Source organism: Yoonia rosea, assembly GCF_900156505.1.
Lineage (GTDB): Bacteria > Pseudomonadota > Alphaproteobacteria > Rhodobacterales > Rhodobacteraceae > Yoonia > Yoonia rosea.
In genome coordinates this window covers 440,794-463,948 of the sequence record NZ_FTPR01000001.1, presented here as the reverse complement: position 1 = coordinate 463,948, position 23,155 = coordinate 440,794, and the positions used below count along the sequence as shown (strand labels likewise).

Sequence of the window (23,155 nt, the reverse complement as noted above, 5' to 3'; positions counted from 1 at the left end):
CAGAGCCAGCTCAAACGCCAAACCGCTCTTTCAACGCGGCGTTGACGGCAGGTGTCACGAATTTGGACACATCCCCCCCAAGGCGCGCGATCTCTTTCACCAGCTTTGAGGCGATCGCCTGATGTTGGGCCTCGGCCATCAGAAACACCGTCTCGATGGAATTATCCAGCACGCGGTTCATACCAACCATTTGATATTCATACTCAAAATCCGCCACAGCACGCAGACCGCGAATAATCATCGACGCGCCCACATCACGCGCACAATCGATCAGCAGGTTCTCGAACGGATGGGCCACGATTTCGCATTCGCTCTTGAGAGAGAGCTGCTTCACCTCGGCCTCGATCATCTCAACCCGTTCTTCCAGCGTGAACAGCGGGCCTTTGTCACGGTTGATTGCCACGCCAATCACCAACCGGTCCACCAATGTCGCAGCGCGGCGGATGATGTCCAGATGACCATGCGTGACCGGATCAAATGTGCCGGGGTAAAGTGCAACGCGCATGGCAAACCTCTTGGTGTTCTACAGTTTCGCCAAGCAACATTATTGCGCAGCAGAATGCAAGGCGGGCCTTAGTGGCCCATGATCATGCCTTCGAGCGACTCTTTTTCCATCGCGAGTTGCGACAAGCGGCCCTTTACAGCGTCCCCGATGGAAATCAGGCCCACCATCCGCCCCTCATCCATGACCGGCAGGTGGCGGAACCGCCCGGCGGTCATCATTTCCAGCACCTCAAGCGCCGAATCCGTCGGGGTACAGGTGGTCAGCTTTGCCGTCATCAGCGCACTGACAGGATCACTCAGACAGGCCGCCCCCCGTTTGCCCAATTCACGCACAATGTCACGTTCAGACAGGATGCCATCCAGAGCCGCACCATCAGAAGACACCACAACGGTACCGATACGGTGCTGTGACAAGAGCTTGGCGGCATCCGCAACAGAGGACGAGGGCGTCACTGAAATCACACCGACATCAGGTTTCGACTTCAACATCTGGGAAACTAACATAGGTGCACTCCTTGGTTCTCCTCCGGGCTTTCAGCGTGTCAAACGGGGGGCCTAGCTGTCAAGCGTGCTGTGCGTTCCAACCGCGCAACTTCGTCCTGTATTCCCGCCCGCAGCGCATGTGCAAACCGCGTCAACCGGTCAAGCCGCCGGTCCGATGTATGCCGCACCAGATAGAACGAGCGCGTCAGCGCCACCGCATCCGGCAGCACCATTTGTACCTCGGGCGCAAAGGGCAGCGCGAAATCATGCACGATCCCGACCCCTGCTTGCCGGATCATCTGCAACTGCACCGCCACGGAATTCGACGCCATCTGTACGCCCGCCACATCAATCGCGCTGAGATAATCCAGCTCTTTGTCAAAAATCATGTCCGGAATATACCCAACGATCCGTCGGCCCTTCAGATCGGCCAAACTCTGTAAAGGGGTCGCATCCGAACGCATCGCAAGATGCAGCTGATAGTCCGTGATCTTCTGCACTGTCAGCCGCCCTGCGGCAGGCGGGCTGACGGTAATCGCCATATCTGCCTCGCGCCGTGACAGGTTGACGACACGCGGCAGCGCCAGAATTTGCACCTCAAGATCAGGGTTCCTTTCCTGAATAGCCGCGCAAACCTGCGGCAAAAGGTAATTCGCCGCCCCGTCCGGCGCCCCGATCCGGATTTGCCCCGTCAGCCCCGCGCGTTCCCCCTGCCCCTCATCCGCGATCCGTGCCAGATGAACCTCGGCCTCTGCGGCACGTTCCTTCATCCGTTCGCCCAGATCGGTCAACGCATAGCCCTGCGGTGATTTCACAAAAAGCGCGGCCCCCAGATTGCGCTCAAGCCGCGCAATCCGGCGGCCCAAGGTCGAGGGGTCCATTTTCAGCACAGGTGCGGCCGCCGACAGGCCCTCGGCCCGCGCGACCGCCAGAAACACCCGCATGTCATCCCAGTTTTCCATAGCATCCTTGCATTTTTGCAAAATGATTTTGGGATATTGGTTCTTTTACACGGAAAAACGCAAGGATATAGTCACGCCAAACCAACATTTGGAGGATCCCATGCAAGAGTTGACCCACTACATCAACGGCGAACACGTCAAAGGCACGTCCGGCCGATTTGCCGACGTCTTCAACCCCGCCACCGGCGAAGTGCAGGCGAAAGTGCCGCTCGCAAACGCCGCTGAAATGGCCAAAGCCGTTGAAATCGCAGCGAAAGCCCAACCCGCATGGGCCAAAGTGAACCCCCAGCGCCGCGCCCGCGTGATGATGGCCTTCGTGGGTCTTCTGAACCGCGATATGGACAAACTGGCCGAGGCTCTGAGCCGCGAACACGGCAAAACCCTGCCCGACGCCAAAGGCGACGTCATCCGTGGTCTCGAAGTTGTGGAATACTGCATCGGTGCGCCGCAGCTTCTGAAAGGTGAATTCACCGACAGCGCAGGCCCCGGCATCGACATGTATTCGATGAAGCAGCCCTTGGGTGTGACCGCCGGCATCACGCCTTTTAACTTCCCCGCCATGATCCCGATGTGGATGTTTGCGCCCGCAATCGCTTGCGGCAATGCCTTTATCCTCAAACCCTCCGAGCGTGATCCATCCGTACCGCTGATGCTGGCTGAATTGATGGAAGAAGCAGGCCTGCCCAAAGGCATCTTGCAGGTCGTCAACGGCGACAAGGAAGCGGTCGACGCGATCCTTTATGACGACACGATCCAGTCGGTCGGTTTCGTCGGCTCGACCCCGATTGCGGAATACATCTATGGCACCGGCTGTGCGCAGGGCAAACGCGTGCAGTGCTTTGGTGGCGCAAAGAACCATATGATCATCATGCCCGACGCCGACATGGACCAGGCCGCCGACGCGCTGGTCGGTGCAGGCTACGGTGCTGCTGGCGAACGCTGCATGGCGATTTCGGTGGCTGTGGCCGTGGGCGATGAGACCGCAGATCGTCTGCTTGAAAAGCTCGTCCCCAAGGTCGAGGCGCTGAAGGTCGGCCCGTACACCGCAGGCAATGACGTGGACTACGGCCCCGTTGTCACAGCCGCTGCCAAAGCGAACATCGAACGTCTGGTGCAAACCGGCATCGACCAAGGTGCGAAACTGGTCGTTGATGGTCGTAACTTCAAACTCCAGGGCTATGAAGACGGCTTCTTTGTCGGCCCGCATCTCTTTGACAACGTCACCAAGGATATGGACATCTACACGACCGAAATCTTCGGCCCTGTCCTGTCGACCATCCGCGCCAAAACCTATGAAGAGGCCATCGGCCTTGCCATGGACCACGAATACGGCAACGGTACCGCGATCTTCACCCGCGACGGTGACACAGCACGCGATTTCGCCAACCGCATCAACATCGGCATGGTCGGCGTGAACGTGCCAATCCCCGTGCCGCTGGCCTATCACACCTTCGGCGGCTGGAAGAAATCCATGTTCGGCGATCTGAACCAGCACGGCCCCGATGCCTTCAAGTTCTACACACGGACCAAGACAATCACTTCGCGCTGGCCCTCGGGCATCAAAGAAGGCGGCGAGTTCTCGATCCCCTTGATGGAATAGGCTGTCGCGGTGGATTGGGCCGCAGCTGGCTTAATCTGAAGGGCGGTACAGTTGGCTTTTGAGCCGACGCGCCGCCCTGACCGTCCCTACCCCTTCGGCAACCCGCCGAATTGCGACCGGCAATGTTCTGAAATTGTTGAACGGACTTCTGAGCAACAAGCCAAACGCTTTGTAGCATTTGAGGCATAAAAAAAGGAGCGCTCTTGGCAGGGCTGGCTCTTCTTGCGCCCGGAGGAGCGTCGTAGACCGCTGGTCACGCGTCCGTTTATAAAGATAACGAAACGTGAGACGGCTTGCTGGCCATATCTCTGAGACATGCGCGTCCGAAGCCCAGCCAGTCACCGCGCCCGCTTGACAAGAATCGTGATAAAATTTCGTGTCTGATCCCCCAGAGATCGCATAATCTGCGTCAAATCTGACCCCCAACTCGCGCAGCTTTGACATCCGCAACATCCAGTTGTTGGTATAGATCGGTATCTCGCACTCGCTATCTGTCAGGACCAGCGACGATCTGTAGGAGTTGATATATCTCTTGGACCGTTTGTAGTCCTGCAAAACAAGTCTGTTTTGCCAGGGCAACGTGGCCTCCGGGTCTTGAATAAAGAGGTTTGGTCCGCCCACAAGATCCAACTCGCGCGCTTGCATCGAGGAAAAGAGCATCACGAGCCAGAAACGATCTACAATCTGGTCATCATCTACAAATGTCAGGAAATCAAAATTTCCAGCCAATGCCATATCCAGCACTTTGTTGCGTGCAAATGGGATCCCACGCGTCTTTTCAAAATCAAGCTGCACCTCAAATGGAACCGCAGCCTGCAACGCCGCAATATGGGCGTCCAGCGTAGGCGCATCGTCGTTCTCAGCGATCAGGACTGTACATGCGACATCCGCAGGCACTTTCATCTGACGAAAGCTTTCCAGAAGTCGCAAAAGGCCATTCATACGCCGATGGGTTATGACCCCAAGCCCGATGCGCAACTTCTTTGAAGGCAAGGCGGCATGCTCTGTTTCGGACACGGATTTCCTCTTGGACCGGGATTGCAATTACCTTGGAATAGAACCAACCTTCTACCAACTGTCCACTCAAACAGGCTGCAAAGATGGATTTCGCCCTGACCGAAGAACAATCTGCCATTTTCGACATGGCCCGCGATTTCGGTGCCGAGCATATCGCGCCCCACGCGCGCACATGGGAAGCGGAAGGCACCATCCCCAAAACACTCTGGCCGAAATTGGCAGAACTCGGTTTCGGCGGGCTCTATGTGTCCGAAGAGCGCGGCGGCACCGGCCTGTCGCGGCTTGATGCGACATTGGTCTTCGAGGCGCTGTCACAGTCCTGCGCCTCTGTCGCGGCCTTCCTGTCCATCCACAACATGTGCGCACGCATGATTGACGCCTATGGCACCGACGCGCTCAAGGACCGCATGCTGCCAAAGGCGCTCAGCATGGAAACGATCCTGTCCTACTGCCTGACCGAACCCGGGTCAGGCTCGGACGCGGCGGCACTCAAGACCAAAGCAGCACGCGACAATTCCGGCTATCTTCTGACCGGCACCAAAGCGTTCATTTCAGGTGGCGGCTATTCCGACGCTTATATCGTGATGGCGCGCACAAGCGATGACGGCCCCAAGGGGATCAGCGCCATCGTGATTGAGGACGGCGCACCGGGGCTTTCCTTTGGCGGGCTAGAGGACAAAATGGGCTGGCGGTCACAACCCACGCGGCAGGTGCAGATGGACAGCTGCCCCGCCCCTGCAGAGAACCTGCTGGGCGAAGAAGGCCAAGGCTTCAAATACGCCATGGCCGGTCTTGATGGCGGACGCCTGAATATCGCGGCCTGTTCAATCGGTGCCGCCCAAGCCGCCCTTGATCAAACCGTGGCCTACATGGCCGAACGCCGCGCCTTCGGCAAATCCATCGACCAGTTCCAAGGCCTGCAATTCCGGCTTGCCGATATGGAAATCGCCCTGCAATCGGCCCGCACCTTTCTACGCCAAGCGGCATGGAAGCTTGACACGGGTGCAGCAGACGCCACGAAATTCTGCGCCATGGCCAAGAAGCTCTGCACCGAAACAGGTAGCAATGTCGCCGACCAGTGCCTGCAATTGCACGGCGGCTACGGTTATCTGGCTGATTACGGGATCGAAAAGATCGTGCGTGATTTGCGCGTGCATCAGATTTTGGAAGGCACCAACGAAATCATGCGCCTGATCACCGCGCGCCACATGATCCAGTAACTCACGCCGTCCCGGAACCCGATCCGGGACCTCACAAAGGCCCACCGAAGTGACCGACATCATCATCCGCAAATCCGGCAAAGCGGGCCTCATCACGCTGAACCGTCCGCAAGCACTGAATGCGCTGACATGGGACATGTGTCTGGCAATCGAGGCCGCCTTGGACGCATGGCGTTCAGATCCCGAGGTCGCCGTGATCCTCATCGACGGCGCAGGCGACCGCGCCTTTTGTTCCGGCGGTGATATCGCAGAAATGTACGCCTCTGGCCAAAAGGGCGATCTCGACTATGGCCGCCGCTTCTGGCGCGACGAATATCGCCTCAATGCCAAGATCCGTCGCTACCCCAAGCCCGTCGTCAGCTTCCTGCACGGCTTTACCATGGGTGGCGGGGTCGGTGTCGGCTGTCATGCATCCCACCGTATCGTCTGCGAAAACAGCCAGATCGCCATGCCCGAGTGCAGCATTGGTCTTGTCCCCGATGTGGGCGGCTCGCTCCTTCTTGCGCAAGCGCCCGGGCATTGCGGTGAATTCCTCGGGCTCAGCGGGGACCGTATGGACACAGGCGATGCCCTCTACGCCGGTTTCGCCGACTATTTTGTTCCGCAAGAGGGTTGGACGGACCTGAAAGCGACCCTGATCAGCACGGGCGACGCGTCCTTGGTCGAAGCCGCATCCGCACCCCCGCCGCCCGCACGACTGGCCGCATGGCAAGACGAAATCGACAGCTGCTTTGGCGGTGCTGCACTTTCTGACGTCTACCGCGCAATGGCGGCCGTGCCGGATGGCCCTGCCACCACCCATGCGCGCAAGCTGATGGACCGGAACGCCCCGTTGGGCATGGCTGTCGCGGTCAGGATCATACAGGCCGCCCGCCGCACCCCCGGCATCGAACAGGCTTTAGAGCGCGAATTCCGCTACACCTATCGCTGTGTCGCACAGGGCGACTTTATCGAAGGCATCCGCGCGGCCATCATTGACCGTGACCGCAGCCCGAAATGGCAGCACGCCAGTTGGCACGCTGTAAAAGACGAAGACGTCGCCGCAATGACCCAAGACCTCGGGTCAAACGCCTTGCAATGGAAGGAAACAACATGAAAATCGGTTTCATCGGACTGGGCAACATGGGCGCGCCCATGGCTGCAAACCTCGCCAAATCGCATGCGGTCGTGGGCTTTGATACGATCGCGGCACCCGCAGGTCTGACACTTGCGCAAAGCGCCGCAGAGGCCGCAACAGACGCTGATGTTGTGATCACCATGCTGCCCAACGGCGATATCCTGCGCGCGGTGGCCGCCGAAATTTACCCCGCCATGAAGGCCGGGGCCATCCACCTTGATTGTTCGACCGTTGATGTTGAAAGCGCGCGCGCTGTCGCGGCACAGGCCGATGCCGCAGAGCTGCAGGCGGTCGACGCGCCCGTGTCAGGCGGCATCGGCGGGGCCACCAACGGCACGCTCACCTTCATGGCAGGTGGGCCGGAAACGGCCTTTGCCACCGTCAAACCGCTTTTTGATATCATGGGACAAAAGGCCGTGCATTGCGGGCCATCAGGCAACGGCCAAGCAGCCAAGATCTGTAACAACATGATCCTTGGCGTCACGATGATCGCCACCTGCGAAGCCTTCGTACTCGCCGACAAACTGGGGCTGGACCGGCAGGCAATGTTCGACGTGGTCAGCACGTCATCAGGCTATTCCTGGTCAATGAACGCCTATTGCCCGGCCCCCGGCATAGGCCCGCAAAGCCCCGCAGACAACGACTACCAACCGGGTTTCGCGGCTGAACTCATGCTAAAAGACCTGAACCTGAGCCAGATGGCGGCAGAGGCCGCCGACGCTGACACGCCCATGGGACAGGCCGCGCGCGATCTCTATGCGCAGTTTGTTGAAAACGAAGGCGGAAGCGGCAAAGACTTTTCCGCCATGCTGCCGCGCTTTGAAAAGCGGCACCGCACCTGACTTTCTTCGTCCAATCAAACTTTCGCCGAAGGCATCCCCAAAATTCTTGAATTTTGGGGACCTATTCCGCCGCGACCTTGCGCGCCGCCAGCATTTCCTTGAGGTATCGGCCCGTATGACTTTCGGGCACCTCTGCTACTTCCTCGGGCGTGCCTGTGGCGACCACCTGACCACCGCCATCACCACCCTCGGGGCCGATGTCGATGATATGGTCAGCGGTTTTCACCACGTCGAGATTGTGTTCGATCACAATCACCGAATTGCCCTGATCGACCAATTCGTGCAGCACTTCTAACAGCTTGCGCACGTCTTCAAAATGCAGACCGGTTGTCGGTTCGTCCAGAATATAGAGCGTGCGCCCCGTCGACCGCCGCGCCAGTTCCTTGGACAGCTTCACGCGCTGCGCTTCTCCGCCTGACAGCGTCGTCGCTTGCTGGCCGACCTTGATGTACCCCAGCCCGACACGCATCAGCGCATCCATCTTTTCGCGGATCGACGGCACGGCGGTAAAGAACGTTTGCGCGTCCTCTACGGTCATATCCAGCACATCGGCAATCGACATGCCTTTGAACTTGATCTCCAGCGTCTCGCGGTTATAGCGCGCGCCCTTGCAGGTCTCGCAAGTCACATAGACGTCGGGCAAAAAGTGCATTTCGATCTTGATGACACCGTCACCCTGACAGGCCTCACAGCGCCCGCCTTTGACGTTGAAACTGAAGCGCCCGGGCTTGTAGCCGCGCGCCTTGGCTTCCGGCATACCCGCAAACCATTCGCGGATCGGGGTAAAGGCCCCCGTATAGGTCGCAGGGTTCGAGCGCGGTGTGCGCCCGATTGGCCGCTGGTCAATGTCGATCACTTTGTCCAGATGCTCGAACCCTTTGATCGTCTCGCAGGGTCCCGGTGTCTGCCGCGCGCCATTGAGTTTCATCGACGCATTCTTGAAAAGCGTTTCAATCGTCAGCGTGGACTTACCGCCCCCTGATACGCCTGTCACACAGACAAATTTCTGCAATGGAAAATCAACGGTGACGTTTTGCAGATTGTTACCTGTGGCCTTGACCACGGTCAGCTTCTTGCCTTTGCCCTTCCTGCGTTTGGCCGGCACCGCAATTTCGCGCGCCCCGATCAGGTACTGACCGGTCACAGACGCCTCATTCGCCATAATCTCGGCCGGCGTCCCTTTGGCCACCACCTGACCGCCATGCACACCCGCGCCGGGGCCGATATCAAAGACATAATCCGCCTCGCGGATCGCCTCTTCGTCATGTTCTACAACGATCACGGTATTGCCCTGATCGCGCAGGTTCTTAAGCGTCGTCAGCAAACGGTCGTTGTCGCGCTGGTGCAGGCCGATCGACGGCTCATCCAGCACGTAAAGCACCCCCTGCAAGCCTGAACCGATCTGGCTGGCCAGCCTGATGCGCTGGCTTTCACCACCCGACAACGTGCCGGAATTGCGCGACAGCGTCAGATATTCCAGACCAACGTTGTTGAGGAAGCCCAATCGCTCGCGGATTTCCTTCAGAATCGCGGCGGCGATTTCATTCTTCTGCTTGCTCAGTGAGGACGGCACATCCTGACACCAGTCATAGGCCTCTTTGATCGACATCTTCACAACCTGACCCACGTGCAGGCCGCCGATTTTCACCGCCAGAGCCTCTTCGCGCAAACGGTAGCCGCCGCAAGTGCCGCAATTGCGGTTATTCTGGAAATTCTCGAATTCTTCGCGAATCCAGTTGCTGTCTGTTTCACGATAGCGGCGCTCCATATTGGGGATCACGCCCTCAAACGCGCGTTCGACCTGATAGACGCGACCGCCTTCATCGTAACGGAACTTGATCTCTTCCTTGCCGGAACCGTACAGGAACACCTGCTGTATCTTCGGGTCGAGATCTTTCCAGCGGGCGTTTTTGTTGAACCCGTAGTGTTTGGCAATGGACTCGATGGTTTGCAGGAAATACGGGCTCTTGCCCTTGCGCCACGGCGCCAGAGCGCCATCAGCAATTTTCAGGGTCACATCGGGCACAACAAGCTGTTCGTCAAAGAACAACTCAACGCCCAGACCGTCACAGGACGGGCAAGCCCCGAAGGGCGCATTGAACGAAAACAGCCGTGGCTCGATTTCTGGGATGGTGAAGCCGGACACAGGACAGGCAAAATTCTCCGAAAAGGTCAGACGCTCGGGTTCGCCATCTTTGGGCGCGGTTTCGAGAATTGCGATTCCATCCGCCAGATCCAGTGCCGTGCGGAAACTGTCGGCCAACCGTGTCTCAAGACCCTCGCGCACAACAATGCGGTCAACAACCACATCAATATCGTGGCGGAATTTCTTATCCAGCGTCGGCGGTTCATCCAGCTCGTAGAACTGCCCATCCACTTTGACGCGCTGAAAGCCCTGCTTGCGCAGATCAAGAAATTCCTTGCGATACTCGCCCTTGCGGTCGCGAATAATCGGGGCCAGCAGATAGCCGCGCGTGCCTACTTCAAGCGCCATCACGCGGTCGACCATATCCTGCACTTGTTGTGCTTCAATCGGCAGGCCCGTAGCGGGGCTATAGGGGGTACCCGCACGGGCGAAGAGCAAGCGCAGATAATCGTAAATCTCGGTGATGGTGCCGACGGTCGAACGGGGGTTCTTTGATGTCGTCTTCTGTTCAATCGAAATCGCAGGGGACAGGCCGCTGATGTGATCGACATCGGGCTTTTCCATCATATCCAGAAACTGGCGCGCATAGGCCGACAACGACTCAACATAGCGCCGCTGGCCTTCGGCATAAATCGTGTCGAACGCCAGTGACGATTTTCCGGACCCCGACAGGCCCGTGATCACCACCAGCTGGTCACGCGGAATATCCACGTCAATATTCTTCAGGTTATGCTCGCGCGCGCCGCGCACTTCGATATTTTTCAGTTCAGCCATCTCGACCCCCAGAGCCTATAGACATCAGATAGCAGTCCCGAAGCGAACCGCCAGCCCGTCTTGGGAACATTCGTGAAACATTTTGCAGAAATCTTCGCCAAAGGACAGACCAGCCGTCACGCAACTTGGCAAAAACAGCCACACCATCAGGCACAAACAGCGAGGAGACACGCAAGCGCGAAGCCGATAGTTTCACTCTCACAAAAAAGTTTAATACATTTACTTTCAATATGTTAGAGCCGATTTCTTAGGTCAAGTCAGGCCTTGTCGCCGACGCAAACCAAAAGGAAAACGACTATGAAAAAGACACTGATTTCTGCAGCCGCGCTGACCATCCTCGCAGCACCCGCATTTGCCGCAGGTCATGCGAGCCCTGCCTCCGGATACGGCCTGACCGACGATGGACGGACACTTGTGATGTTTCCCGGCCTTGTCGAGACAGGCACATCCGTTGATCTCTCTACCCATGTTGATGCCATCGCCTACCGCCCTGTGACCGGAGATGTGATCGGGATCACCCGTGATGGCATGGTCTACGGGATCGACACCGTCACTGGCGCGGTGACACCCATGGAGAACACCGTCGCACCCGAGGTGATGATCGGTGCAGATGCCGCGATGGGCTTTGACTTCAACAACCAGATCGACGCGGTACGCGCCGTTACAACAGATGGTCTGAATTTGGTTTATTTCCCCATGGGCTTTGGTGACATGGACGACCGTGCAAACTCGGTCCTGCGCTTTACCGATCTGGCCTATGCCGCTGGTGATGCCAACGAAGGCAGCGCGCCCATGATCTTTGCCAACGCCTACACCAATGCCATCAACGGCATGACGGCATCAGAAACAGCGCAATACGCGCTGGACGCCGAAACCAACGCGCTGGTCACACTTGCCAATAACGCAGGGACGCTGGCCACGGTCGCGCCGATCACGATTGACGGTGCAGTTGCCGATCTGTCAATCATGGGCGGTTTTGAAATTGTCTCGCCTGCCGAAGGCGAAAACATGGCCTATGCCATTCTGATGCTTGAGGGTGCGGACACATCGGGTCTCTACAGCATCGACCTGACAACAGGTGAAGCGACCATGATGGCCGATGCGGGCATGCGCGCCTACACAGGTTTCGCGGCGATGTTGCCGAACTAGGCGTTATCCCTGTAACAAAAAACCCGCCCTTTTCATCAAGGGGCGGGTTTTGCATGGCGTAAGGTGGATCTTGATCCACCTTACATGTGGATCACACGGTCATAGGCATCCAGCACGCTTTCGTGCATCATTTCCGACAGCGTTGGGTGCGGGAAGACGGTGTTCATCAGGTCTTCCTCGGTCGTCTCCAACTGACGCCCCACAACATAGCCTTGGATCAGTTCAGTGACTTCCGCGCCGACCATATGTGCGCCCAACAGCTCGCCTGTCTTGGCATCAAATACGGTTTTGATCATGCCTTCAGGCTCGCCCAAGGCAATTGCCTTGCCGTTGCCGATGAACGGAAACCGCCCGACCTTGATGTCATAGCCCAGCTCTTTGGCCTTCGCCTCGGTATAGCCGACTGAGGCAACCTGCGGATGGCAATAGGTACAGCCCGCGATGCTTTCGGGCTTGACCGGATGCGCGTGTTTGCCCGCGATCAGGTCGGCCACCATCACGCCTTCGTGGCTGGCCTTGTGCGCCAACCACGGCGCGCCTGCGATATCACCAATCGCATAAAGCCCTTCAACACCGGTGCGGCAGAATTCATCCGTAATCACATGGGTGCGGTCGATTTTCACGCCCAGGTCTTCCAGCCCCAGACCCTCGACATTGCCGACAATCCCGACCGCAGAAATCACCGTGTCGAACTCCATTTTCTCGGTTTTGCCACCCGTTTCGATATGTGCGGTGACTTTGCCTTTGCCACGGTCCAACTGTTTCACCATGGATTTCTCCATGATCGTCATGCCCTGCTTGACGAATTGTTTCTTGGCAAAGGCCGAAATCTCGGCGTCTTCCACAGGCAGCACGCGGTCCATGACCTCAACGACCGTCGTGTCAGCGCCCAGCGTGTTGTAGAAGCTGGCAAATTCAATCCCGATCGCGCCAGATCCGATGACCAGCAATTTCTTTGGCATCTTCTTGGGCTGCAACGCATGACGGTATGTCCAGACCAGATCACCATCGGCCTCAAGCCCGGGCAGTTCACGCGCCCGCGCACCCGTGGCCAGCACGATGTTCTTGGCTGTCAGCTCTTCGGTGCCCTTTGCACCCTTGACGCTGACTTTGCCTTTGGCGGGGATCGTGGCCTCACCCATAAAGACGGTCACTTTGTTCTTTTTCATCAAGTGACCGATCCCGCCCGACAACTGCCCCGCAACCGCGCGGCTGCGCTTAACCACCGCATCCAGATCATAATCAATGCCGGTCGCTTTAAGGCCAAATTCCTTGGCACGGTGCATCAGGTGAAAGACTTCCGATGACCGCAGCATCGCCTTGGTGGGAATACAGCCCCAGTTCAGACAAATCCCGCCGAGGTTCTCGCGTTCAACAATGGCAACCTTCATACCAAGTTGTGAGGCACGGATTGCCGCCACATAGCCGCCCGGTCCGGCACCAATTACAATCACGTCAAAGTTCTGTGCAGCCATGGATGGGCCCTCCAATTCGAAATTTAGTTGAACACTAAACTATTTCCCGGACGACCTCTAGTGACCTTAGGTCATAACAGCCAACCGGCTAGCGCAACGGCCCTATTTTGCGGCTTCCTGCTGCGCGCGATAGGCCGCACCATAACCACCGCGATCCAGAAACGCCTGCTCAGCTGGCGTTGTCTTGCGCCCCAAAGCATCGTTGCGGTAGGGGAAACGGCCAAAATCGCGGATCACAGCGCGATGCGCGCAAGCATGATCACGGTTGCCCGCACCATGCTCTGGCATCCGCGTATGAATAAGGCGCACAGCACGATCCTGATCCGAAAGGTTCTCGGCATGCATCAAGGGCAGATAGAAAAACTGGCGGGCGGGTTCATCAATCTTCAGATCCCAGTCGCGATCAATCGCCATCTTGGCAGCGGCACGCGCAATCCCGTCCGTGGCAAAGGCCTCGCCCTTCCCGCGAAACATATTGCGCGGAAACTGATCGGTCAGAATGATATAGGCCAGAACGCCTGATGGATATGTGAGCCAAAGACCGTAAGCGCCTTCGGTGGCTTCCTGCCACGCCACGCCAAACCTGTCCTGGATCAATGCGTCAAACGCAGGATCACTCTTATACCAGTCGGCAGGCGTACATTCGTCCAGCCAAAACGCCAACACCTCTTCGGGGGTTACCACGGCACCGCTCCTTGATGATCCTCACTCCTGTCCCATTGCAAACAGACTAATTGGTGCCTGACAAGTGTTTAGAAGGTCACATCATCTTGCGAAATGACATAAGAGGTCGGCTTGGCGCCGCAAGATCACGTTTGTGTCGCCTCTTCTTCAAGCTCAACTTCATCGATATACATCTCTTGCGCCAACTCGGCCGCAATAGGTGTGGAAGCGGCAGAGACCGGCGCATAGGGGACAGTCACGCTCTCGGTCTCAAGATGCTCGCGGCTCCGCTGTGTTGCGCGGTAGATGCCATAAAATCCGACAGACGCCATCAGGACCGCCGTAAACAGCCAGAACCCGTTGTCACCGATGCTATCCATAATGAAGCCCACGGTCAGTGGTCCGGCAATCGCGCCCACCCCGTTGATAAACAACAACCCACCCGAGGCCGCGGCCATATCCTCTTTCTCAAGATAGTCGTTGGCATAAGCGATCAGCAGCGCATAAAGCGGGTTCGACATGCCGCCCACGATGGCCCCGCTGACCACGATCAGCACATAGTAACCCGGCACAAGAAAGGCGATCATTGAACCCGCCGCACCGATCAGGGAAATCCACACGATCAAGGCACGCCGGTCCATACGGTCAGACAGCCAACCAATCGGGTACTGCAAGATGAGTGCTGCAATATAGATCGCCGAAATAAACAAAGAGATTTCGGACACCGTCAGCCCCACACGGCTGCCGTAAACGGCCGACATGCCGAACTGCGCCGAAAACACGCCCCCCAACATAAACATGCCGAAACAGGCCAGCGGTGACGCCTTGATCAAATTGCGCAGTTTCATTGGCTTGGTGGATGCAAAGGCCGGCATCGGTCGCACTGACAAAAGCACAGGCGCAAAGGCCAGAGACACCAGAATGGACGGGATGATGAACAGGACATAGCCCGAAACATCCCCCTGGCTGACGATCCACTGGGCAAACACGATCCCCGCCATCTGCGTGATCATGTAAAGCGACAGGGATTTGCCACGGTTTTCATTGCTGGACGCATCATTCAGCCAGCTTTCGGCAGTGATATACACGCCGCAAAAGCAGAACCCGATGATCACGCGGCCAATGGTCCATGCCCATGGCTCGATCAGCACCGGATAGGCCACGAGCACCGCCGAAATCATCGATCCGAGGGCCGCAAAGACCCGCACGTGACCAACACGGCGGATCAGCTCGGGCGTGTAGCGCGAACTGAACAAAAACCCCAAAAAATAGGCCGACATGACAATCGAAAGCTCGAACGTGCTAAAGCCTTCCGCCTCGCCGCGCAGACCCAGCAGCGTGCCTTGCAGGCCATTGCCCACCATCAGCATGAACATGCCGACAAACAAAGCCCAAGAGCCGGTAAATACCTGAAACATGACACGCCCTTTCAGCACAGCAAGAACCGTGCAATGTCACGATTCTCCTAATTATTCATCACAGAAACGACAGGGCCTCAATCATTCGCGCCTTCTTGTTCTGGCAAGAGAAGCGAGCTGTCACCATAGGAAAAGAAGCGGTAACTTTCCGCAATCGCATGGTCATAAATCGCACGAATGTTGTCCGTGCCCATCAGCGCCGACACGAGCATCATCAGCGTTGATTTCGGCAAATGGAAATTCGTCATGAGCCCGTCCGCCATCTGGAACCGGAAACCCGGCGTGATGAAAATATCCGTGGGCCCCGTCCAGGGCTGCATTTTGCCGTCCTGCACCGCGCTCTCGATCAGCCGCAGCGCCGTTGTACCGACGGGAATCACGCGGTGGCCTGCGGCCTTTGTCGCGTTCATTTCTGCCGCTGCTTGCGGCGTCACCTCGCCCCATTCGGCGTGCATCTTGTGATCGCGCACGTCATCTACCTTCACTGGCAGAAACGTCCCCGCCCCCACATGCAATGTGACATGCGTGAATTCCACACCCCGCGCGGCCAGTGCCGCGAGCAACGGGCCATCAAAATGGAGTGACGCTGTCGGTGCCGCAACAGCCCCGCTGTGACGCGCCCAATAAGTCTGGTAATCCTGCTTGTCCGCCTCATCCGCAGGCCTTTTGCCTGCGATATAAGGTGGCAAAGGCATCGCGCCGACCGCATTCAGCGCCGCATCAAAATCGTCGCCCTTGAGGTTGAATTGCAGATACCCCTGCCCGTCACCGCGCCCGACAACTTCGGCGCTTAATTCATCCGAGAAGACAATCACTTCGCCATCGCGCACCTTTTTCAGCGGCTTGATCAGCGCCGACCACGCCCCGTCCGCGCGCGGTTCCAACAAGGTGACATCCATCCGCGCGGCGGTCTCGCCGGCCTCACCACTGCGATGACGGACGCCGAACAAACGTGCAGGGATCACTTTGGTATCGTTCAGGATCAACCGGTCGCCGGGCTGCAAGATGTCCGGGAGCTGATTGACGATCCGGTCCTCGATGGCCGTCCCCTGCGCCAGTAACAGCCGTGCAGAGGACCGCGGGCGCGCTGGCCGCGTGGCAATCAATTCTTCAGGAAGGTCGAAATCAAATTCGCTCAGTTTCATTGGGGAAGTTCCGGTGCTGGCCTGCGAAAGATCTCGCGGAACATCCCCGGTGTCAGCGCGGACAACGGATTCACAGCCACTTGCGGCGCGTCAGACGTGCCGCCGATGTTGAAGTTGAACCCGATCAATCCCTCACCCCTGCGTGTCAGGAAAGAACCGATACTGTTGACCAGATAAAATGGTGACACGACGCCCTGCAGATCAATCTGTTTATTCGCCAGCGTGTAGATGCCGTCCACAGAAATGCCAAGCCCCGGACCAACCGCGCTCGCCTCGGACACGATCACTTGTTGCGGCGTCAAACGGAACCGCGCGTCCATTTCGTCAAATGCCAGCCCCTGCCCGTCCAGTTGCTGTAATAGCCCGACAACGCTGATTGCATCCAGCAGGGCCGCAATTGCGGGCGCGTCGCGCATGCGGATGTTGCGCACCCGCAGGGTCCCGTCAAAGGTACCTGGGCCGATCGCGGGCAAAAGTGTCAACTCAGCCGTGCCACCTACCGCGTTGCGCATCAACCCTGCCGCGCGCAGAACACCGCCCGCATCATCGCTGCGCAACTGCACCGCAGAGCGCCCGTCGCGCGGCGCAACCGTGCCAGCGATACCGGTCTCACCGTTGATCCGCCCCGTAAACTCGCCCCGAAATCCGCCCTGACCGCGAAAATCGCCACGGAAATTTGTCAGGGCGACCCCTTCGGTGACCTGCAAGCGATCCAGCGCAATCTGGACGGGCCCGCCATTCTGCTGCCCGCCGCTGAATGCAGCGTTGCGCAGATCAAGCGTGCCGCCGGTAATCTCGACGCCGACCGGCTGGCCCGCCCCACGTCCGCGCAATGTCAGCGGTGCATTAAACCAATTGCCGACGCGGAACTGCGTGAACTGCGCGCTCTGCAAACCCCCCGAAGGGTCCAGCGTGATCCGCCCCGCCGCCTGCAAGCCACCGCCAGCAATCTCAAGTGTGTCGATAGTCGGCACCGCGCCCAAAGTTCCCGCGATCAACAGGTTGCCCGCCGTTCCGGGCCCTTTGGACCACCCGATCGCGGGAATTGCCACCGTCAGCCCCTGCAAATCGGAACGCAAACTGAATGCGGGAGGCCGGCCACGCTGAAAATCAACCGCAAGCGCACCTGTACCATTGCCCCGGATCGTGCCGGGCGGCAGCGCGATGTTGAACTCATCCAGAAACGCCTGCGAAAGTGCGACATCCGCCGTCACACGGCTGCCGGGACGGTCCGGATCACCAAAACGTTGGTCCCATGCGCCAACGCCGGTCACATCCCCAACACGTACGGGACCCGCGATATTCACGCCGCGCCTGCTGGCTGTCACGGTCAGACGGGGGGCCGCAAAACTGCGCCCCGCAATCAGCACATCACTGCGCACATTGCGCAACTGCGACGTCATCTCGAAAAGGACGGTGTCCGGTGCGGGGCGCGGTTGCAACGGCCACGTAATCTGGCCTTCGGTCAGGGCCCGTCCATCGCCGAGTGTCACCGGCAGATTGGCTTTGTCCATGTAGGAAAAAGGCTCTTGATTAAGCACAGACAGGGCGGCAGTCATAGAACTGTCCACCCGCAGGTTCAGAATCGCGGGCGACGGGTTCAGCCGCAGATCAACAATGGTGAAATCCGATCCGGCCAGCTGCATCGGCCCGCCCTGTGGCGCATTCACGACACCATCATCCAATCCGACAATTAACCGGTTGTCCGCGATACTGGCAGAACCGCGCGCACCGGTAATAGGTGGGATATTCCGTAAGAACTTGACTGACGTGCCTTCGAATTCAAAGTCCACCGCGAACTGTGCTGCGCGCTCGGGCGCAATCCGCAGCCCCATATCCACGTCAAACAAACGTCCGTCTGTCAGATTGTTGGTCACCCACCGCCGCGAACCCGGTTTCATGTTTATCGGCCAGAAGGATACAAGCCGCTCGGGCGTGATTTCTGCAACCTGCGCATCCAGCGCCAATTGCCAGCCCGCGTCGGTTGCAGCCAACACGCCGCTTGCATCAAGCCGCACTTCGCCATCCGTCATCACCGCCTGCCCGATCTCCACCGAGAAGGGCTCAAAGCGCAGACGCAGGTCGATCGAAGCCTCGGTAATTTCTGGCGGCGCATCAAAAAAGCCCGGCGGGTTCAGCGCCACATCGCGAAACCGAAACTGTGCCAATGATGCGCGCGGCAAACCATCCCTGAATTCGCGCAGATAGGCGTCACCATCTGCGCGCAAACTGCCCCACGCGGTTTCCAGCGACACCTCGCTGAAGGCGATCAGATCGCGCACAGGATCATAGGTAAAATAGGCCTTGGCATCATCAAAGGCGATGGGATCGGTCGCAGGGTTCGGCTGCAAGACACCGGTCCCGATTTCAAGGAAGGCATTGAGCTGCCCAAGGGCACCGTCTTCATCAAGCTCGGTGCGCAAAGCGGCGGTGATCGGGGCCTCGACGCCTTGCAACCACCGCAGCGCAGGGGATTGCGCTGCAATGTCGCTCGCCTCAGCATTGGTCAGGTTAATGCCCACCTGCGCAGCACGGCTGCCGCGCGGGCTGATATAGGACAGGGTCACCCCTGTCACATCAGCGCGGCCCGACAACAACGAAAAACTGCCATTAATCGCGGTCTCGCCGCCGCGCAGATCAAGCGCCACACTGCCGCCATCCACAACCCAGCTGCGGCCCGCCCGCGCATCATCAAAATTCACGATCAGCCCGTCCGCCCGCACGGTTTCAAGTGCCTCAAGTGCGGGGCGTTCAAAAACGCGATCAAACTGTTCAAGCAATTCAGGCAAAGACCGCGCTTGCCCCAGATCTCCACCCCCGGCAGTCAGCGCAAAAGACACTGATCCGTCGCGCGCGCGGCGCAGGTTTACCTGCGCGCCGATCAGGCGCACGTTCTGCATCAGGACCTCTTGTTGCAGGATCAAACCGCGCGGCGACATGCCCCCCTCAACCAGAGGCACCCGCGTGAGCGTTAACCCGCCGGCATCCACCAGCCGCGTGTCCACAAGACGCACGGTCGGGTGCAGATCACGGCCAATCCGCACGGTAATCGCCCCGAACTCAAGACTGCCACCCTCCAAGAGCGCATCGGCCCGCGCCTCGATGCGGTCGGTGATCCAGCTGGGCGCAGTAATATCGCGATCAATGACCATAACTGCGGCGGCCGCCAGAAAAACAAGGGGCATCATGCAGACCACAAACACCGCACGCAGCCAGAACACCCAAGGGCGCATCCCCTTGGGCCGCGCGGGCCTCGTCTGGTTTGGGTCGGTCTCTTCGGTCATTATGGCCTTATCTTGCGCAGCACGGCGCGCGCTTTGCTCTTTATCTTTGCCTGTCATGACCTAAAACAAAACTAGGAAAGTGAAACGCAAAAAGGACGCCCCCATGACACAGCCCGCAATCGGTGACACCGCCCCCGCCTTCAGCCTGCCCCGCGACGGTGGCGAGATCGTGAACCTTTCCGATTTCAAAGGCAAAAAGGTCGTGCTCTACTTCTACCCCAAAGACGACACGCCCGGTTGCACGAAAGAGGCCATCGGATTTACCGATATGGTTGAAGCATTTGCCGCCGAAGACACCATCGTGCTCGGCGTGTCCAAAGACAGCGTCAAGAAACACGATAAATTCGTCGCCAAACATGACCTGAAAATTGCGCTTTTGTCGGATGAGGAAGGCGATGTCTGTGAACGCTACGGCACCTGGGTCGAAAAAAGCATGTACGGCAAGACCTATATGGGCATCGAGCGGGCCACCTATCTGATCGGTGCGGATGGCAAGATTGCCCAAGCGTGGCGCAAGGTCAAAGTCCCCGGCCACGTCGAAGCCGTGCTTGAAGCGGTCCGCGCGGCGTGACCCTGACAGAGATGGCCGTCGCGGTGCTGACCACCGCGGACGGCCGCGCCAAGACCGCCCTGTCCCGTCAATACGCCGCGCAATGGCAGGCCGCCCGCGCCGCGGGCGACGTGATCGAGATTGGCACAGCGACGCCGCCCTTGCGCCCTGCGCGGCCAGACCGACCGGAACTGCTTGATCCACGCGACGTCCCCCACCGCAAACCGGGCACTGAGGCGGGGCGCATTGCGCTCCTGCATGCGGTCGCGCATATCGAACTCAACGCCGTCGATCTGCATTGGGATATCATTGCGCGGTTTTCCGACACGAAGCTTCCCTTGGGCTATTATGATGATTGGGTCAAAGCGGCGGATGAGGAATCCAAACACTTCAACCTGATGTGCGACTGTCTTGAAGAGCTTGGCAGCCACTACGGGGCCTTGCCCGCACATGCGGGCATGTGGCGCGCGGCCGAAGACACCGTCGATGATCTGATGGGCCGACTTGCCGTCGTGCCGATGGTGCTTGAGGCACGCGGACTTGATGTAACGCCCGGGATGATCAAGATTTTCAAACAGGCAAAACTCACCTCTGCTGTCGCGGCGCTCGAAACGATCTACGCCGAAGAGGTCCATCATGTGGCCTACGGGTCCAAATGGTTCCACTTCCTGTGTGGCCGCCATGACCTTGACCCGACCGGTGTGTTCCACGATCTGGTGCGCAAGTATTTCCACGGCAATCTCAAACCGCCCTTCAACGAAGAGAAGCGCGCGGAGGCCGGGATTCCGCCGGATTTCTACTGGCCACTCGCCGGAACGGGCGCTGTATCGGCGGGTTCTTCCTAAGATCGGCAAAACCCCGCCCAGCCTCGATGAAACGCGGGATCTTGGCATAAAAATCCCGCAAATTTCTTGCAGCTTTTGGCAGAGGCACTTAAACGGGAGCAGATCACTGCTGGCGGGGCACCGGCGCAAGCTAACGGGACAGGACAGGCACCAAAGTGAGATCACGTATAACAGCACGCATTCATGGCGTATTGGAACGGTTTTTCCCTGAAAGACGTTTGTTTCTACGCTCGGACACCGAGACGCGCTTTATCCGTCTGACATCCGAAACACAGCTGGTCGCATGGACGGGCAGCATCATTGTGGTCGCGTGGACGATCATCGCCACAGCTATTCTCTTGATGGACAGCATTGGTGCAGGCAACTTCCGCGCACAGGCGCAACGCGATCAGTTCACTTATGAGCAACGCCTGAACGCGCTGTCTGCTGAACGCGACGCCCGCGCGATGGAAGCGCTGGCCGCACAGGAACGCTTTACCTCCGCGCTCCAGCAAATCTCGATCATGCAGTCCGAACTGCTGGCAACCGAAGAAAAACGACGCGAGCTTGAAACTGGTCTTGAGGTTGTGCAGGCCACGTTGCGCGACACCATGCGCGCCCGCGAAGAGGCCCGCCGTGAAGTTGCGGCCCTGTCATCTGAAAACCAGAATGAAGGGTCTGCCTCGATCAGCGATGACGCGGCCGGCACCGTCGGGCTCTTGGCCTCCGCTCTTGCGGATACTGCGTCAGAGCGTGACCAGATCGCCGCCGATGCGGAATTCGCCATCGCGCAGGCCGAAGAAATGCAGCTTGAACTGCGGCTTTTGCAGGAACGCAACGACCAGATCTTCCGCCAGTTGGAAGAGGCGATGCTGGTTTCTGTTGAACCGCTTGACGACATGTTCCGCGCAGCAGGCATGAACCCGGACAATCTGATCGAACAGGTGCGCCGTGGTTATTCCGGCATGGGTGGTCCGCTGACTCCGATCCAGTTCTCGACGCGCGGCGGTGATCCTGACCCTGATGCATTGCGTGCAAATGCGATCCTGACCGCAATGGACCGCATCAACCTTTACCGGATCGCCGCTGAAAAGGCGCCCTTCTCGATCCCGGTCAGGTCGAACTTTCGCTATACCTCCGGTTTTGGGCCACGCTGGGGGCGGTTACATGCAGGTACTGATTTTGCCGGTCCGATCGGCACACCAATCTACGCCACCGCCGATGGTGTGATCACCCATGCAGGTTGGTCGTCCGGGTACGGGCGTTTGATCAAGATCCAACATGACTTTGGCATCGAGACGCGTTATGCCCATCTTAACGCAATGGATGTACGCGTCGGCCAAAGGGTCTCGCGCGGCGAGCGAATTGGTGCTATGGGGAATTCTGGTCGCTCGACCGGACCCCACCTTCACTACGAGGTCCGTGTGAACGGCAACCCCGTCAACCCCATGACTTATATAAGAGCTGGACAAGATGTTTTCTAAATCCAAAATCAACGAACCCGGACCAGCAGCGTCCGAAACTGACACCTCCAAAGGGACGGACACAGCCAAGCCCGCAGGTTCTGATTTCAAGGCATCTGCAACGCCAAAGGCAAAGCCGGCTCCGTCTGTGCTGTCCTCTGATCTGCTGATCACCGGCAACCTGAAGACAACCGGTGACATTCAGGTCGAAGGTCAGGTTGAGGGCGACATTCGCGCCCACCTGCTGACCGTCGGCGAAGGTGCCACCGTCAAAGGCGAAGTTGTTGCAGACGATGTTGTCGTCAACGGCCGTGTTGTTGGCCGTGTACGCGGCCTCAAGGTCCGCCTGACATCCACCGCACGTGTTGAAGGTGATATCATCCATAAAACAATCGCGATTGAAAGCGGCGCCCACTTCGAAGGCTCCGTGCAGCGTCAGGACGATCCACTCGCCACGGGCTCCAAGAAGATGCCGACAACGGCAGCGACTGACGCCAAGTCGTAAGACAAAAGCTATCG

The 23,155-nt window shown here is 58.5% G+C and carries 19 protein-coding genes; 9 read left to right on the top strand and 10 right to left on the bottom strand.

Going from position 1 to position 23,155, the window contains the following annotated elements:
- Positions 1-10 precede the first annotated feature (10 nt).
- The 3 genes from coaD to B0B09_RS02230 form a co-directional block, all read right to left on the bottom strand.
- The gene (gene coaD / locus B0B09_RS02240) at positions 11-505 is read right to left on the bottom strand and encodes a pantetheine-phosphate adenylyltransferase (RefSeq protein WP_076658190.1); all 495 of its coding nucleotides are present in this window, start codon (positions 503-505) and stop codon (positions 11-13) included.
- Positions 506-573: 68 nt separating this feature from the next.
- Positions 574-1,008 (bottom strand): CBS domain-containing protein, encoded by a 435-nt coding sequence (locus tag B0B09_RS02235; protein ID WP_076658189.1) that lies wholly within the window; start codon positions 1,006-1,008, stop codon positions 574-576.
- A gap of 38 nt (positions 1,009-1,046) precedes the next feature.
- On the bottom strand, positions 1,047-1,949 hold the full coding sequence (locus tag B0B09_RS02230) for a LysR family transcriptional regulator (RefSeq protein ID WP_076658188.1): 903 nt from the start codon (positions 1,947-1,949) through the stop codon (positions 1,047-1,049).
- Between the two features lie 100 nt (positions 1,950-2,049).
- On the opposite strand from B0B09_RS02230, the gene B0B09_RS02225 reads away from it, so the two are divergent.
- Positions 2,050-3,549, top strand: coding sequence for a CoA-acylating methylmalonate-semialdehyde dehydrogenase (locus B0B09_RS02225; protein WP_055293346.1), 1,500 nt, complete (start codon positions 2,050-2,052; stop codon positions 3,547-3,549).
- A 30-nt stretch (positions 3,550-3,579) separates the two neighbouring features.
- Here the strand turns inward: B0B09_RS02225 and B0B09_RS02220 are convergent, their stop codons facing one another.
- The gene (locus B0B09_RS02220) at positions 3,580-4,566 is read right to left on the bottom strand and encodes a glycosyltransferase family A protein (protein ID WP_076658187.1); all 987 of its coding nucleotides are present in this window, start codon (positions 4,564-4,566) and stop codon (positions 3,580-3,582) included.
- A gap of 83 nt (positions 4,567-4,649) precedes the next feature.
- On the opposite strand from B0B09_RS02220, the gene B0B09_RS02215 reads away from it, so the two are divergent.
- The 3 genes from B0B09_RS02215 to mmsB are packed head-to-tail and all read left to right on the top strand — an operon-like array spanning position 4,650 to position 7,745.
- The gene (locus B0B09_RS02215; protein WP_076658186.1) at positions 4,650-5,786 is read left to right on the top strand and encodes an acyl-CoA dehydrogenase family protein; all 1,137 of its coding nucleotides are present in this window, start codon (positions 4,650-4,652) and stop codon (positions 5,784-5,786) included.
- A 49-nt stretch (positions 5,787-5,835) separates the two neighbouring features.
- The gene (locus B0B09_RS02210; protein ID WP_076658185.1) at positions 5,836-6,882 is read left to right on the top strand and encodes an enoyl-CoA hydratase/isomerase family protein; all 1,047 of its coding nucleotides are present in this window, start codon (positions 5,836-5,838) and stop codon (positions 6,880-6,882) included.
- Positions 6,879-7,745 carry a 3-hydroxyisobutyrate dehydrogenase gene (mmsB, locus tag B0B09_RS02205; protein WP_076658184.1) on the top strand — a complete coding sequence of 289 codons (867 nt, stop codon included), beginning with the start codon at positions 6,879-6,881 and terminating at the stop codon, positions 7,743-7,745. The genes B0B09_RS02210 and mmsB overlap by 4 nt, the downstream gene beginning before the upstream one ends.
- 61 nt (positions 7,746-7,806) lie before the next feature.
- On the opposite strand, the gene uvrA is transcribed toward mmsB, so the two are convergent.
- The gene (gene uvrA / locus B0B09_RS02200; protein ID WP_076658183.1) at positions 7,807-10,665 is read right to left on the bottom strand and encodes an excinuclease ABC subunit UvrA; all 2,859 of its coding nucleotides are present in this window, start codon (positions 10,663-10,665) and stop codon (positions 7,807-7,809) included.
- A gap of 297 nt (positions 10,666-10,962) precedes the next feature.
- Between uvrA and B0B09_RS02195 the strand changes: the two genes are divergently transcribed.
- Positions 10,963-11,814, top strand: a complete 852-nt coding sequence (locus B0B09_RS02195; protein WP_076658182.1) for a DUF4394 domain-containing protein — start codon at positions 10,963-10,965, stop codon at positions 11,812-11,814.
- Positions 11,815-11,894: 80 nt separating this feature from the next.
- Here the strand turns inward: B0B09_RS02195 and lpdA are convergent, their stop codons facing one another.
- The 5 genes from lpdA to B0B09_RS02170 all read right to left on the bottom strand — a co-directional run bounded on the left by lpdA (position 11,895) and on the right by B0B09_RS02170 (position 19,856).
- Positions 11,895-13,289: a dihydrolipoyl dehydrogenase gene (gene lpdA / locus B0B09_RS02190; RefSeq protein ID WP_076658181.1), complete on the bottom strand. Its 1,395-nt coding sequence runs from the start codon at positions 13,287-13,289 to the stop codon at positions 11,895-11,897.
- A gap of 102 nt (positions 13,290-13,391) precedes the next feature.
- A complete protein-coding gene (locus B0B09_RS02185; RefSeq protein ID WP_055292535.1) occupies positions 13,392-13,973 on the bottom strand; it encodes a DUF924 family protein in 582 nt (193 codons plus the stop codon).
- Positions 13,974-14,098: 125 nt separating this feature from the next.
- Positions 14,099-15,370, bottom strand: a complete 1,272-nt coding sequence (locus B0B09_RS02180) for an MFS transporter (protein ID WP_076658180.1) — start codon at positions 15,368-15,370, stop codon at positions 14,099-14,101.
- A 77-nt stretch (positions 15,371-15,447) separates the two neighbouring features.
- The gene (gene queA / locus B0B09_RS02175) at positions 15,448-16,515 is read right to left on the bottom strand and encodes a tRNA preQ1(34) S-adenosylmethionine ribosyltransferase-isomerase QueA (protein ID WP_076658179.1); all 1,068 of its coding nucleotides are present in this window, start codon (positions 16,513-16,515) and stop codon (positions 15,448-15,450) included.
- Positions 16,512-19,856, bottom strand: coding sequence for a YhdP family protein (locus tag B0B09_RS02170; protein ID WP_242654322.1), 3,345 nt, complete (start codon positions 19,854-19,856; stop codon positions 16,512-16,514). Before B0B09_RS02170 ends, queA begins: the two co-directional genes overlap by 4 nt.
- Positions 19,857-19,902: 46 nt before the next feature.
- Between B0B09_RS02170 and bcp the strand changes: the two genes are divergently transcribed.
- From bcp to B0B09_RS02150, 4 genes are all read left to right on the top strand, one after another.
- Entirely contained in the window at positions 19,903-20,370 is a 468-nt protein-coding gene (bcp, locus tag B0B09_RS02165) for a thioredoxin-dependent thiol peroxidase (RefSeq protein ID WP_076658177.1), read from the top strand.
- An 11-nt stretch (positions 20,371-20,381) separates the two neighbouring features.
- The gene (locus B0B09_RS02160) at positions 20,382-21,194 is read left to right on the top strand and encodes a ferritin-like domain-containing protein (RefSeq protein ID WP_076659740.1); all 813 of its coding nucleotides are present in this window, start codon (positions 20,382-20,384) and stop codon (positions 21,192-21,194) included.
- Positions 21,195-21,349: 155 nt separating this feature from the next.
- On the top strand, positions 21,350-22,657 hold the full coding sequence (locus tag B0B09_RS02155; protein WP_055292526.1) for a M23 family metallopeptidase: 1,308 nt from the start codon (positions 21,350-21,352) through the stop codon (positions 22,655-22,657).
- Positions 22,647-23,141 carry a bactofilin family protein gene (locus tag B0B09_RS02150; protein WP_055292524.1) on the top strand — a complete coding sequence of 165 codons (495 nt, stop codon included), beginning with the start codon at positions 22,647-22,649 and terminating at the stop codon, positions 23,139-23,141. The genes B0B09_RS02155 and B0B09_RS02150 overlap by 11 nt, the downstream gene beginning before the upstream one ends.
- Positions 23,142-23,155: the final 14 nt, after the last annotated feature.

What these genes read in the sequence shown, in the direction of transcription:
- B0B09_RS02180 (WP_076658180.1), bottom strand. Translation starts at nt 15,370, where the DNA reads ATGTTTCAGGTATTTACCGGCTCTTGGGCTTTGTTTGTCGGCATGTTC.
- lpdA (WP_076658181.1), bottom strand. Translation starts at nt 13,289, where the DNA reads ATGGCTGCACAGAACTTTGACGTGATTGTAATTGGTGCCGGACCGGGC.
- B0B09_RS02230 (WP_076658188.1), bottom strand. Translation starts at nt 1,949, where the DNA reads ATGGAAAACTGGGATGACATGCGGGTGTTTCTGGCGGTCGCGCGGGCC.
- queA (WP_076658179.1), bottom strand. Translation starts at nt 16,515, where the DNA reads ATGAAACTGAGCGAATTTGATTTCGACCTTCCTGAAGAATTGATTGCC.
- B0B09_RS02160 (WP_076659740.1), top strand. Translation starts at nt 20,382, where the DNA reads ATGGCCGTCGCGGTGCTGACCACCGCGGACGGCCGCGCCAAGACCGCC.
- uvrA (WP_076658183.1), bottom strand. Translation starts at nt 10,665, where the DNA reads ATGGCTGAACTGAAAAATATCGAAGTGCGCGGCGCGCGCGAGCATAAC.
- B0B09_RS02215 (WP_076658186.1), top strand. Translation starts at nt 4,650, where the DNA reads ATGGATTTCGCCCTGACCGAAGAACAATCTGCCATTTTCGACATGGCC.
- B0B09_RS02225 (WP_055293346.1), top strand. Translation starts at nt 2,050, where the DNA reads ATGCAAGAGTTGACCCACTACATCAACGGCGAACACGTCAAAGGCACG.
- B0B09_RS02170 (WP_242654322.1), bottom strand. Translation starts at nt 19,856, where the DNA reads ATGACAGGCAAAGATAAAGAGCAAAGCGCGCGCCGTGCTGCGCAAGAT.
- B0B09_RS02235 (WP_076658189.1), bottom strand. Translation starts at nt 1,008, where the DNA reads ATGTTAGTTTCCCAGATGTTGAAGTCGAAACCTGATGTCGGTGTGATT.
- B0B09_RS02150 (WP_055292524.1), top strand. Translation starts at nt 22,647, where the DNA reads ATGTTTTCTAAATCCAAAATCAACGAACCCGGACCAGCAGCGTCCGAA.
- coaD (WP_076658190.1), bottom strand. Translation starts at nt 505, where the DNA reads ATGCGCGTTGCACTTTACCCCGGCACATTTGATCCGGTCACGCATGGT.
- B0B09_RS02195 (WP_076658182.1), top strand. Translation starts at nt 10,963, where the DNA reads ATGAAAAAGACACTGATTTCTGCAGCCGCGCTGACCATCCTCGCAGCA.
- bcp (WP_076658177.1), top strand. Translation starts at nt 19,903, where the DNA reads ATGACACAGCCCGCAATCGGTGACACCGCCCCCGCCTTCAGCCTGCCC.
- mmsB (WP_076658184.1), top strand. Translation starts at nt 6,879, where the DNA reads ATGAAAATCGGTTTCATCGGACTGGGCAACATGGGCGCGCCCATGGCT.